The 11,785-nt window shown below is 70.6% G+C and carries 10 protein-coding genes, 1 tRNA gene and 2 rRNA genes; 9 read left to right on the top strand and 4 right to left on the bottom strand.

All coding sequences use genetic code 11. The annotated features are described in order from the left end of the window. From G4G93_RS21045 to G4G93_RS21035, 3 genes are all read left to right on the top strand, one after another. A 23S ribosomal RNA gene (locus G4G93_RS21045) occupies positions 1-257 on the top strand; the annotation flags it as partial. 113 nt (positions 258-370) lie between these two features. Further along, positions 371-486 (top strand): 5S ribosomal RNA (rrf, locus tag G4G93_RS21040). Between the two features lie 48 nt (positions 487-534). Continuing rightward, a tRNA-Met gene (locus G4G93_RS21035) sits at positions 535-611 on the top strand. Between the two features lie 47 nt (positions 612-658). Here G4G93_RS21035 and G4G93_RS21030 read toward each other — a convergent pair. The 3 genes from G4G93_RS21030 to G4G93_RS21020 all read right to left on the bottom strand — a co-directional run bounded on the left by G4G93_RS21030 (position 659) and on the right by G4G93_RS21020 (position 2,895). Continuing rightward, a complete protein-coding gene (locus tag G4G93_RS21030; protein ID WP_165086858.1) occupies positions 659-889 on the bottom strand; it encodes a tautomerase family protein in 231 nt (76 codons plus the stop codon). Positions 890-899: 10 nt separating this feature from the next. Further along, positions 900-1,298 carry a cupin domain-containing protein gene (locus tag G4G93_RS21025; RefSeq protein WP_165086856.1) on the bottom strand — a complete coding sequence of 133 codons (399 nt, stop codon included), beginning with the start codon at positions 1,296-1,298 and terminating at the stop codon, positions 900-902. A 124-nt stretch (positions 1,299-1,422) separates the two neighbouring features. After that, the gene (locus tag G4G93_RS21020) at positions 1,423-2,895 is read right to left on the bottom strand and encodes an amino acid permease (RefSeq protein WP_165086855.1); all 1,473 of its coding nucleotides are present in this window, start codon (positions 2,893-2,895) and stop codon (positions 1,423-1,425) included. Positions 2,896-3,102: 207 nt separating this feature from the next. Here G4G93_RS21020 and G4G93_RS21015 point away from each other — a divergent pair, with 207 nt between their 5' ends. Further along, entirely contained in the window at positions 3,103-3,393 is a 291-nt protein-coding gene (locus G4G93_RS21015) for a ribbon-helix-helix domain-containing protein (RefSeq protein WP_165086853.1), read from the top strand. Between the two features lies 1 nt (position 3,394). On the opposite strand, the gene G4G93_RS21010 is transcribed toward G4G93_RS21015, so the two are convergent. After that, positions 3,395-5,032, bottom strand: a complete 1,638-nt coding sequence (locus tag G4G93_RS21010; protein WP_165086851.1) for a GMC family oxidoreductase — start codon at positions 5,030-5,032, stop codon at positions 3,395-3,397. Positions 5,033-5,140: 108 nt separating this feature from the next. On the opposite strand from G4G93_RS21010, the gene G4G93_RS21005 reads away from it, so the two are divergent. From G4G93_RS21005 to G4G93_RS20985, 5 genes are all read left to right on the top strand, one after another. Beyond that, on the top strand, positions 5,141-6,691 hold the full coding sequence (locus tag G4G93_RS21005; protein ID WP_165086850.1) for a tannase/feruloyl esterase family alpha/beta hydrolase: 1,551 nt from the start codon (positions 5,141-5,143) through the stop codon (positions 6,689-6,691). A gap of 192 nt (positions 6,692-6,883) precedes the next feature. Next, entirely contained in the window at positions 6,884-7,120 is a 237-nt protein-coding gene (locus tag G4G93_RS21000; RefSeq protein ID WP_165086848.1) for a hypothetical protein, read from the top strand. A 107-nt stretch (positions 7,121-7,227) separates the two neighbouring features. Further along, entirely contained in the window at positions 7,228-8,946 is a 1,719-nt protein-coding gene (locus G4G93_RS36605) for a sensor domain-containing diguanylate cyclase (protein ID WP_165086846.1), read from the top strand. 522 nt (positions 8,947-9,468) lie between these two features. Then, a complete protein-coding gene (locus G4G93_RS20990; protein WP_165086844.1) occupies positions 9,469-10,245 on the top strand; it encodes an SDR family oxidoreductase in 777 nt (258 codons plus the stop codon). Between the two features lie 615 nt (positions 10,246-10,860). Further along, complete coding sequence (locus G4G93_RS20985; protein ID WP_165086895.1) at positions 10,861-11,778, top strand: 50S ribosomal protein L11 methyltransferase; 918 nt, start codon at positions 10,861-10,863, stop codon at positions 11,776-11,778. The last annotated feature ends 7 nt before the right edge of the window (positions 11,779-11,785 follow it).

The raw sequence follows: 11,785 nt of genomic DNA, 5'->3' as shown, positions 1-11,785 counted from the left end.
GAGTTCTGAGAGGATCTGTCCCTAGTACGAGAGGACCGGGATGGACGAACCTCTGGTGGACCTGTTGTGGCGCCAGCCGCAGTGCAGGGTAGCTATGTTCGGTCGGGATAACCGCTGAAGGCATCTAAGCGGGAAACCCCCCTTGAAACGAGAACTCCCTTGAGAGCCGTGGAAGACGACCACGTGGATAGGCTGGATGTGCAAGCGCGGTAACGCGCTGAGCTGACCAGTACTAATCGCTCGATCGGCTTGATCGCTCTCATGATCCGTGTCCGGATCAACCCCGACACCACGCCACGATGAAGACGCCTGACGCAGCCAAGCGGCTGCCGCAGAACGCATGCTTGCCACAACGAACGTGCTTGGCCGGTCTGGTGGTCTGAGCGGGGTGATCAGAACCCGATCCCATCTCGAACTCGGCCGTTAACCGCCCCAGCGCCCATGGTACTGTGTCTCAAGACACGGGAGAGTCGGTCACCGCCAGACCTGCCAAGCACGTCACGTTCCCTCGACACGAGGCAGATCACACCCTGGCGCGGGGTGGAGCAGCCCGGTAGCTCGTCAGGCTCATAACCTGAAGGTCACAGGTTCAAATCCTGTCCCCGCAACCAACGATACGAAAAACCCCCGCTGGCGAAAGCCGGCGGGGGTTTTTCGTTCAGGCCGGTGCGTAGCCGGGTGTCTTGAAGATCGTGCCGGCCTTGGCGGCGATGTCGGGCTCGTAGACGGTTGCAGTCCAGGCGCTCGGCTCGACATCCTCGATCCCGACCGAGATCGAGCCTTCCGACGATCCCGCGGCGGTCATGATGGCCTTGGTGACCTCTTCGGCAATGCGCTGCTTCTCCTCGTCGCTGCGGCCGGCATAGAGCTTGACGATGACGTGCGGCATAATGGGTCCTCTACTGCGCGCCGTATTCGGCGTCGGTCACGGGGTCGAGCCAGGTCACGGCGCTGCCGTCCTGCTTCTCCTGGATGGCGATGTGGCTCATGCCGGTCGTGGCGCTCGCGCCGTGCCAGTGCCGCACCCCGGGCGGGAACCACACGACGTCGCCGGGCCGGATCTCCTCGATCGCACCGCCCGCGGTCTGGGCCCAGCCGAGGCCGGCGGTGACGATCAGGGTCTGGCCGAGGGGATGGGTGTGCCAGGCTGTCCGCGCGCCCGGCTCGAAGGTAACGTGGGCGCCCGCGACGCGGGCCGGATCGGGCGGGCTCATGAGCGGGTCGATCCGCACCCGGCCGGTGAAGTACTCGGCGGAGCCCGTTTGCGACGGACGGGATCCGCTCCGGTGGATCTCCATGATGTGGCCCTCTAATGAATGACGGACTCCTGGCGCTGCTGGCGCCGGACTCTCGGCGCATCGCGCGCGGGATCGGACTGCCTTAGCCCAGTCGCGGCCCGCGTCGCCAGGGGGAGGGGAGTGGTCAGCGCGCCGTCTCGCGGCCGACCCGGCTGTGGCGCCGGCCGTAGCCGAAATAGATCACGAGCCCGATTCCGAGCCAGACGACCAAGCGCAGCCAGGTCTCGCCGTCGAGGGAGAGCATCATCGCGAGGCAGACCAGGATGCCGGCCACCGGCACGAACGGCACCAGCGGGACGCGGTAGCCCCGCGGCTCGTCCGGGTGGGTGCGCCGCATGATGACGACGCCGGCGCAGACGATGATGAAGGCGAGGAGCGTGCCGATGCTCGTCATGTGGCCGAGCGTGCTGATCGGCGTGAGCCCGCCGAGGAGTGCCGCGAACACCATGAAGAACAGGTTCGAGCGGTACGGCGTGCGCCAGGTCGGGTGGACCACGGCGAAGAACTTCGGCAGCAGCCCATCGTTCGCCATCGAGAAGAACACCCGCGACTGGCCGTAGAGAAGCACCAGCATCACGGTGGTGAAGCCCGCGATGACGCCGAGGGTCACCAGGGTCTGGAGCCAGGGAAACGGCGTCTGCTTGATGGCGGTGGCGACCGGGGCGGCGTCACCCTTCATCGACGCGTAGGGAACGAGGCCGGTGAGCACCGCCGCGAAGGCGATATACAGGACCGTGCAGATCGCGAGCGAGCCGAGGATGCCGATCATCATCGTGCGCTGGGGATTCTTCACCTCCTGCGCCGCCGTCGAGACCGCGTCGAAGCCGATATAGGCAAAGAACACCACGCCGGCCGCTCGCATGATGCCGCTCCAGCCGTACTCGCCGAAGGTGCCGGTGTTCTGCGGGATGAATGGGACGTAGTTCTGTGCCTTGACGTAGAACAGGCCGACCCCGACCACGATCAGCACCACCGCGACCTTCACCACCACGATCACGCTGTTGACCCTCGTCGATTCGCGCACCCCGCGCATCAGCAGCAGCGAGATCAGGCACAGGATCAGGACCGCCGGCAGGTTGACGAGGCCGTGCACGGTCGAGCCGTCGGCGAGCTGCACCGTCTCGAACGGCGAGTGCAGCAGCCGCGGCGGCAGCGCGATGCCCCAGTCCTGCAACAGGGTGGCGACGTATTTCGACCAGCTCACCGACACGGTGGCGGCGCCGACCGCGTATTCGAGCACCAGATCCCAGCCGATGATCCAGGCGATGAACTCGCCCATGGTGGCATAGGCGTAGGTATAGGCGCTGCCCGAGACCGGGATCATGCTGGCGAGTTCGCTGTAGCACATGCCGGCGAGCGCGCAGCCGACCGCCGCGATGGCGAAGGAGATGACCACCGCCGGCCCGGCATTCTCCGCCGCCGCGATGCCGGTGAGCGAGAACAGCCCGGCGCCGATGATCGCCCCGATGCCGAGCCCGACGAGGCTCCAGGGTCCCAGCGTCCGTTCGAGGCCGTGGCCGCCGCTCTCCGCGTCCCGTCGCAGGCGGTCGATCGGCTTCGTCCGCATCAACTCGCCCGCTACGCTCTCCTGTGCCATCGCGCGTCCTCCTGGGGTCTTCGGGACTAGAACGCGCCGTTACCGTCAGGGCTGCACCATGACGTAAGGAAAGAAGAGCCGTACGTCTGGGCCATTCCGCCGGTCAAATGATGCACCGCGATCTTCTCGCCCGCGACGCATCGGCCGCTTGCCGATCCGCCTCCCGCTTCAATATCCTTGTCGCAACACAAGACAGGAGGAGCCCCCATGTGCCGGATCTTCGCCGAGCAGACGCCCGAGCGCTACGCCTACGAGACGCGCTCGCTGCGGATCGGCGGGCACTGCACCTCCCTGCGCCTCGAGACCGCGTTCTGGACCATCCTGGAGGAGATCGCCCGCCAGGAGGGCCTCAGCGTCGCGAAATTCGCCACCAAGCTCCATGACGAGGTGCTGGAGCGCCACGGCGAGGTGCGCAACTTCGCCTCGCTCCTGCGCTGTTCCTGCCTGATCTACCTGTCCGAGGGCCAGCGGGCACCGGTGCTGATGGCGGCGGAGTAGACTACCCGGCATCCTCCAGGATCATCGCCGCGCCCTTCTCGGCGAGCATGATCGTCGGCGAGTTGGTGTTGCCGGAGGTGATGCGCGGCATCGCCGAGGCGTCGGCGACCCGCAGGCCGCGGATCCCGCGTACCCGCAGGCGCGCATCGAGGACCGCGCCTGCGTCGTGGTCGGCCCCCATCCGGGCGGTGCCGACAGGGTGGAAGATCGTCGTGCCGAGGTCGCCCGCCGCCTTGAGCAGGGCCGCGTCGCTCGCGATCGACGGCCCCGGCAGGTACTCCTCCGGCCGGAAGCGGGCGAGCGGCGCCTGGGCGACGATGCGGCGGGTGAGCTTGAGGGAATCCACCGCCACGCGCCGGTCCTCCTCGGTGGAGAGATAGTTCGGGCGGATCTCGGGTGGCGCCAGCGGGTCGGGGCTGCCTGCATGCACGCTGCCGCGGCTCGACGGGCGCAGGTTGCAGACGCTCGCCGTGAAGGCGCCGAACCGGTGCAGGCCATCGCCCCACTTGTCGAGGGAGAGCGGCTGGAAGTGGTATTCGAGGTTGGCGGTGGCGTAGTCGGGCGACGAGCGGGTGAACACCCCGACCTGGCTCGGCGCCATGGTGAGCGGCCCGGTGCGGAACAGCGCGTATTCGACGCCCATCCAGCCGCGCTTGATGAGGTTGGCGTAGGAGAGGTTGAGCGTCGGCACGCCGGTCACCTTGTAGACCGGGCGGATCTGCAGGTGGTCCTGCAGGTTCTCGCCGACGCCCGGCGCGTGATGCGCGACCGCAACCCCGAGGCCCTGGAGCCGCGCTCCGTCGCCGATGCCGGAGAGTTCGAGGAGTTTCGGCGTCGCGACGGCGCCGGCCGAGAGCACCACCTCGCCGTTCGCCCGGGCGACGTATCGCTGCCCGCCGCGGCCGAACACGACGCCGGCGGCGCGCCCATCCTCGATCAGCACCCGCTCGACGAGGATTCCGGTCTCGAGCCGCAGGTTCGGGCGGTTCAACGCCGGCTTGAGGAAGCCGCGGGCCGCGCTCCAGCGCCGGCCGCGGCGCTGGTTGACCTGGAAGTAGGACGAGCCCTCGTTGTCGCCGGTGTTGAAGTCCGGGATTTTCGGAATTCCGGCGGCCTCCGCGGCGTCGCGGATCGCGTCGAGGATCGCCCAGCGGATCCGCGGCGGCTCGACCCGCCACTCGCCGCCGGAGCGGTGGAAGCCGTTGGGTGGGGCGATATGATCCTCGTGCTTGAGGAAATAGGGCAGCACGTCCTCCCAGCCCCAGCCGTCGAGGCCGAGCTGGCGCCAGCCGTCGTAATCGGCGGCCTGCCCGCGCATGTAGATCATCGCGTTGATGGCCGACGAGCCGCCGATGACCTTGCCGCGCGGATAGGCGAGCTGGCGCCCGTTCAGGCCGGCCTCGGCCTGCGTGCTGAACAGCCAGTCGGCCCGCTTGTTGCCGATGGCGAAGAGGTAGCCGGCCGGGATGTGGAACCAGATCCAGTTGTCGCGTCCGCCCGCCTCCAGCACCAGCACCCGCCGGCGGGCATCGGCCGAGAGGCGGTTGGCGAGCACGCAGCCCGCGGAGCCTGCCCCGACCACGATGTAATCGTAGGTGCCGAAATCCTGAAAGTCGCTGCCGGCGTCGTTGCCTGCCATCGCGTTTCCCGCCCTGATCTCTCGTTCCCGCGGGTTTAGCGCATTCCGCCGGCGACGGCGCAAGGGGTTGCGGTTAAGCTCAGCGAAAAGCCGGGAGGGACGGGGACGATGGGACGGAGACTTCGGGGGCGCAGCGTGGGGATCGCGGTCGGCCTGGCCGCCGGCCTGGTGGCGGGGCCGGCCCTCGCCGGCGAATGCGGCGCGCTCGCCAACCTCAAGATCGAGGCCGTGAACCTCCACTCCGCCGCCGAGGTGCCGGCCGCCGGCGACCTGCCGGCCTATTGCCGGGTGCTCGGCACGGTGCGGCCGGCGATCGGCTTCGAGGTGCGGCTGCCGCTGCAGGACTGGAACGGCAAGTATTACGGCACCGGCTGCGGCGGATTCTGCGGCACGCTCCTGTCGGACGCGCCGGGCTTCACCAACGCGATGAATTACGGCCTGCGCCGGGGCTACGCCGCCTCGACCATGGATTCGGGCCATTGGGGTACCGGCTCGGCCGACGGGCGCTGGGCGGTCGGCGACCTCGTCGCCCGGATGGATTGGGGCCAGCGCGCGGTGACCGAGACCGCCCGGGTCAGCAAGGTTCTGGTGCGGGCCTTCTACGACCGGCCGCAACGGAAATCCTACTTCGCCGGCTGCTCCACCGGCGGCCGCATGGCGGCGATGGAGGCGCTGAAATACCCGAAGGACTTCGACGGGATCATCAGCGGGGCACCGGCCCTCGACTATACCGGCCTCGTCGCCTCCACCTTCGCCTGGGTGACGAAGGCCAATACCGGCGCCGACGGCAAGCCGATCCTGACCACGCCGCGGGTCAAGCTGGTGGCCGACGCGGTCGCGGCGTCCTGCGGCACGGAGGGGACAAAGGGGCTCGTCGCCGATCCCCGGCAATGCGGCTTCACGCCGTCGGCCTTGCGCTGCACCGGCGATACCTCGGACACGTGCCTGAGCGAGGCCGAGATCGGGGTGCTGGAGAAGTGGTATGCCGGGCCGACGGATGCGGCCGGCCGCCGGCTCTACCCGGGCGGGATTCCGCTCGGCTCCGAGGCGCATTGGCCGCGCTGGCTCACGGGCCTCGGCAATGCGCCGGCGATCCTGCCGCTCTTCGCCGCCGACTTCCTGCGCTACATGGCGTTCTGGCCCTCGCCCGGGCCGGCCTATCGCGTGACGGATTTCGACTTTTCCGCGGATCCGCCCCGGCTGGCGCCGCAGGCGCAGGTCTACAACGCCGCCACCTTCGATCCGGCATCCGCCACCGTGCGGCCCGCCGCCGACCTCTCGGCGTTTCGCGATGCCGGCGGCAAGCTCCTGATCTACCACGGCTGGGGCGACCCGCTGGTCACGCCGTTCATGAGCGTCGCCTTCTACGAGGCGCTGGCCAAGGGCGGCGGCCTCGACAAGCTCAAGGACACCGCGCGCCTGTTCATGGTCCCGGGCATGGACCATTGCGGCATCGGCACCGAGGGGCCGGGCATCCCGGATACCGGCATCGATCCGCTGACGGCGTTGGAGCGCTGGGTCGAGGCGGGCGAGGCGCCGCGCGAGCTCACGGCGACGAAGCGCGATGCCGGCGGGGCGGTGCTGTGGTCGCGTCCGGTCTGCGCCTATCCGCAGGTCGCCCGCGCCGAGGGCGACGGCCTCACCTGCGCGGTGCCGTGACGGACCGGGAGGAGGGCGGGCCAAGATGGCCTGCGCAAGAAGGCCTGTTCGGGATGGCCCGGGCAAGGAGGCCCGGCCATCCGGCCTAAGGCGCCGGTCTCTCCACAGCAGCGGAATTTTCCTTTACACTGTGACACATTAGGAATTGCTCCGCGCCGCTTTCGTGGCATCTGTGCCGCAGGAGTGGGTGGCATGACAGACGACGCGCGTCCCCGGGTTCTCTCGATCACCAGCATCACCGCCGTCAGCACGATCGACGGCGGCGACACCCTGGCGGCCGAGGTGAGCGGGCCGGATGGCGGCACGCTCTTCCTGCTGATCCCCCTCGGCGCCGCCGGCGCCCTTATCACCCAACTGACCGACGCCGCCGAGCGGGGCGCGCGGGAGCGGCGCCTCCACAGCCGAGGGCGCCGCCAGGATCAGGCTTAGGCCGATCGTCCCATGCGGACGGTACGATCGGTCGAATGCGAGCGATCGGCTGAACCGGTCGTTAGGGCAGACACGGGAGAACGAACCTCCAGTCGCGGAGGTGCTTCGTGTCGTTCCGGAATCGGCTCCGCTTCGAGCACCAGCTGGCCGCGCTGGTCGGCCTGCTCTGCCTCGCCCTGGTGGGGGCGACGGTGGGCGGCGCGGTCTGGCTCGAGCGGCGGAGCGCCTTGCGGCTCGCCGAGGCGCGGCTCGCCCGCCTCGCCGCCGGCATGGCGGAGAGCCTCGACATCACCCTGCGTGAGCGGTTCCGCGAAATCCAGGTCGTCGCCGGCCTCGAGCCCCTCCGCGAGCGCTGGGCCAGCGACCCGACGATGGTGCGCGGCGTCCTCTCCGCCATGCGGGCGACGGCGCCGGACTATGCCTGGCTCGGCTTCGTGGCGGCGGACGGGCAGGTGCGGGTCGGCACCGGGGGCATGCTCGAGACTCTGGCGATGAACGGGCGGGCCTGGTTCGAGACCGGCCTCGCCAGGCCGAATGTCGGCGACGTGCACGGGGCGATGCTCTTGAGCCGCCTCCTCGTCCGCACCGAGCCGGAGCCCCTGCGCCTCGTCGATCTCGCGGCGCCGGTGCGCGACGCCGCCGGCCGCGTCATCGGGGTGCTCGGCGGACACCTGAGCTGGGACTGGGCCATCCGGGCGCGCCGCCGCCTCCTCGATCAGGACCTGGCCGGCACCGACCTGTGGGTGCTCGACCGGCACGGGCGCGTGATCCTGGGGCCGCATCTCGGCACGGCGCCGTTCGGTCCGGCCCGGCTCGGGACCATGGTCGAAGGCGGCCGCGGCACCTTCGCGGCGGTCATCGACGGGGAGGCGCGGCTCGCCGGCTTTGCCACCGCGGCGACGGGCGAGCGGAGCGAGATCGCCGGCGGCGATCCCGGTCTCGGCTGGATCGTGGTCGCGACCCGGTCCGACGCGCAGGCCCTCGCCCCCGTGCAGCGCTCGATTCACGCGCTGCTCGGCCTCGGTGCCGCCGCGGCCTTCGCGGGCATCGCCCTCGCCTGGGCCCTCGGCCGCCGCGCCGCCGCGCCGCTACGGCGGATGACCGAGGCGGCGAACCGGATCGGCCGCGATGCCGACGCGACGACGCTGCCGCGCCTCGACGGGGCACGGGAATTCGTCGCCCTCTCGGCGGCCCTGCGCTCGCTCCTGCGGCGGATCGGCTCCACCGAACGCGAACTCAGCGATGCCGCCCTGCGCTCGAGCCGCGTCGCCGCCTATTACCGGCGCCAGATCGAGGACCTGCGCCAGGTTGCCGGCACCGACGTGCTCACCGGGCTCCTCAACCGGCGCGGCTTCGCCGGACCGGCCGAGGAGGCCTTCGCGCGGGCGCGCGGGGGCCGGGGCGGGGCCGCCGTGCTGGTCATCGACATCGATCACTTCAAGCGCGTCAACGACCAGCACGGCCACGATGCCGGCGACGCGGTGATCCGCCATGTCGGCGCCCTGCTGGCGGGGGCGCTGCGCGACGCCGATACGGTGGCGCGGTTCGGCGGCGAGGAATTCGTCGTCGTGCTCGTCGACCTCGACGCGGCCGAGGCGACCCACAGCGCCGAGCGCCTCTGCGTTGCCGTGCGGAATGCGCCGATCGGCCATGGCGGCCGGACGATCCCGGTCACGGTCAGCATCGGCCTCGCGACGGTCGCCCGGCGCGATCCGGATATCCAGGCGGTGATCGCCCGGGCCGACGCGGCGCTCTACGAGGCCAAGGCGCGCGGGCGCGACCGGGTCAGCGTCGCGGCGGGGGAGGCGGTCGAGCGGGCGGCGTGAGGAGCGCGGCTGCGTCTCCTCCTGGGGTGAATCCGGAACCGGATCGCGCCAAGCTCCGTTGTTACTCCATACGAGTATTTATGGAGTCATGGAGGCGTCGATGATGAAGGGTGGGCTGCTGTGGTTGATCGGCATACCGATTCCGATCATTCTGATCCTGTTCTTCCTGGGATATCTGCACTGAGGTTGCCTGATCGACTTGGAAAATCGGCCTGGATCACGGGCTGAAATCCCTCCGCGTCATTCCGGATTCGTCTGTGCGGCCCTGGGATGACGCGGAGGCGTGCAGGATCGTCGCGGGAATCCCGATCATGCCCCGGCACGTCGAGCGTGCGGGCGCGTGACCGTGATCGTAGGCCGTCGCCCCACGTCGCGCGATCCACCATGGTCCGGTCGACACCCATCCACCGCGAAGCCTCCGCTCCCCGGCTTGCGCGGGACCGTCGTACCTTGGCAGACAGTCACGACGGACGGTCCGCCCCGAACGCGGCCGCCGAGCGACAGGGACGGGGAGGACAATCCATGACCGAGACCATGACCGGCAAGATCGCCTGGGTGACGGGCGCGGGCAGCGGCATCGGCGAGGCGGCGGCCCTGGCGCTGGCCGGGGCGGGGGCCCGGATCGTGCTCACCGGGCGCCGCGAGGAGCCGCTGCGGGCGCTGGCCGAGCGGATCGCGGGGGCCGGCGGCGAGGCCGTGGTCGAGCCCGGCGATGTCACCGATTCCGGCCGCATCCAGGCCATCGTCGCGGGGATCGCCGAGCGATTCGGCCGTCTCGACGTGCTGGTAAGCAATGCCGGCAGCAACGTGCGCGAGCGGCGCTGGGACGCCCTGTCGCCCGAGGACGCGCAGGCGGTGATCGCGGCCAACCTGTCGAGCGCCTTCTACGCCTCCCTGGCGGTGCTGCCGCTGATGCGTGCCCAGGGCGACGGCGTCCTGATCCACACGGCCTCCTGGGCCGGGCGGTTCGTCAGTCCGGTCAGCGGTCCGGCCTACACCGCAGCCAAGCACGCCGTGGTGGCGATGAGCCACAGCATCAACATGGAGGAATGCGTCAACGGCATCCGCTCGACGGTCCTGTGCCCGGCCGAAGTGGCGACGCCGATCCTCGACAAGCGCCCGGTCCCGGTAAGTGCCGAGGACCGCGCCCGCATGCTCCAGCCCGAGGACATGGCGGCGCTGATCCTGTTCGTCGCGACGCGGCCGAAGCACGTCTGCCTGAACGAGGTGGTGATCAGCCCGACCTGGAATCGCGGCTACGTGCCGGATGCCCGCCTGGGCTCGCGCTTGGGAGCGTGAGGACGGCTTGCGGGTGCAAGGATGACGTGGGGTGCGTGAGCGCGCATCTCGCCGCAATGGATGGCTCCCCGGATGGTCGCCTGGCGATCATCCGGGGCGGGGCGAGGTCGGGTCAGGCGCCCTGCGGTCCCGCGGCGGCCTCGGACTCAGCCTTCCTCAGCATCTCGCTCCGGTGGAGCCGGCTGAGCAGCATGAGCATGCGGCCCGGCAGGGCCGTATCCTCGGCCGTGAGCGGCGCCGCGCGGCGCCAAGTGGGGGCATCCCGAAGACTGGGGGCATCCCGAAGAGTGGGGACTTCCCGAAGGGCGGGTGAATCCCGCACGGGAGTCTGAGCCGGGGCGGCGGACTCGTCCGGCCGAACCTGCGCGCGAACTCGGGTACGCATCATTCGATCCTTCAACGGCCGGCTTCTGACGACCGGCGCCGCTATGAACGCCGACCCGCTGCGCCGGTTCCCTGGCGGCGTGCGGAGTTTCCCCGGCGACAGTCCGGCCGTGTCGTCGGTGCGACATCTTCCGGGAGCGGAGGCGGCGGGGCGCGCCGCGCGGCCGACAGATGCCTTACCGGCGTGACGGGGCGGTGACGGCGGGCGGCGCGGATGCTATGGCGCCGGGCATGCTCGAAGGCCTGCCGCCCCACCGCCCGACCCACGTGCTGCGACTCGACACGAACGAGCGCGCGGCCCGCGCCATGACCGACCTGATCGGCGAGGTCTTCGACCCGACCGAGACCGCCGTCGCGGCCTTCGAGGCCGAGGACGGCAAGACCTGGCATCTCGAGGCCTATTTCTCCGAGGAGCCCGACGAGGAGGCGGTGCGCGAGCTGATCCGCCCGATCGTCGGCGACGCGGCCGACGAGGCGGTCTTCGCGGCGATCGACCAGCAGGACTGGGTGCGCGCCTCGCTGGAGGGCCTCAAGCCCGTCCGGGCCGGGCGCATCCTGGTCCACGGCTCGCACGACCGCGGGCGGGTGCAGCCGAACGACTTGCCGATCGAGATCGAGGCGGCGCTCGCCTTCGGCACCGGCCACCACGGCACCACCCTCGGCTGCCTCATGGCCCTCGTCGACGAGGTGAAGCGGCGCCGGCCCCACCGCATCCTCGACGTCGGCACCGGTACCGGCATCCTGGGGCTTGCCGCCGCGCGCCTCCTGCACAGCCGGATCATCGCCGGCGACCTCGACCCGGAGGCGGTGGCGACCGCCCGCACCAACGCCGCCTTCAACGGGCTCGCCAACCTGATGGCCTTCTACGAGGCGCCGGGCCTGCGCCACCCGCTCGCCCGCGTCGCCCGCGGCTACGACCTCGTCTTCGCCAATATCCTGGCCCGGCCGCTGCGGGGGCTTGCCCCCAGCCTCGCCCGCGCGGTGGCGACGGACGGCACCCTGGTGCTCTCTGGCCTGATTCCCCGCGACGTGCCGGGCGTGCTCTCGGCCTATGCGGCACAGGGCTTTCGCCTGCGCCGGCGCCGGCTGATCGAAGGCTGGGTCACCCTGGAACTGCGCCGCGGCGGCGCAGCGCCCCGCCCGCGCTGAGCGCGGC

Origin of the sequence: Methylobacterium sp. DB0501 (assembly GCF_011043735.1) — a bacterium.
In the GTDB taxonomy this organism is placed as follows: Bacteria; Pseudomonadota; Alphaproteobacteria; order Rhizobiales; family Beijerinckiaceae; genus Methylobacterium; species Methylobacterium alsaeris.
The sequence above is the reverse complement of the archived record's forward strand: the minus strand, read 5'-3'. Positions and strand labels throughout refer to the sequence as shown.

Coding starts and splice junctions, on each gene's coding strand:
- G4G93_RS21030 (WP_165086858.1), bottom strand. CDS start 889: ATGCCGCACGTCATCGTCAAGCTCTATGCCGGCCGCAGCGACGAGGAG.
- G4G93_RS21025 (WP_165086856.1), bottom strand. CDS start 1,298: ATGGAGATCCACCGGAGCGGATCCCGTCCGTCGCAAACGGGCTCCGCC.
- G4G93_RS21020 (WP_165086855.1), bottom strand. CDS start 2,895: ATGGCACAGGAGAGCGTAGCGGGCGAGTTGATGCGGACGAAGCCGATC.
- G4G93_RS21015 (WP_165086853.1), top strand. CDS start 3,103: ATGTGCCGGATCTTCGCCGAGCAGACGCCCGAGCGCTACGCCTACGAG.
- G4G93_RS21010 (WP_165086851.1), bottom strand. CDS start 5,032: ATGGCAGGCAACGACGCCGGCAGCGACTTTCAGGATTTCGGCACCTAC.
- G4G93_RS21005 (WP_165086850.1), top strand. CDS start 5,141: ATGGGACGGAGACTTCGGGGGCGCAGCGTGGGGATCGCGGTCGGCCTG.
- G4G93_RS21000 (WP_165086848.1), top strand. CDS start 6,884: ATGACAGACGACGCGCGTCCCCGGGTTCTCTCGATCACCAGCATCACC.
- G4G93_RS20990 (WP_165086844.1), top strand. CDS start 9,469: ATGACCGAGACCATGACCGGCAAGATCGCCTGGGTGACGGGCGCGGGC.
- G4G93_RS20985 (WP_165086895.1), top strand. CDS start 10,861: ATGCTCGAAGGCCTGCCGCCCCACCGCCCGACCCACGTGCTGCGACTC.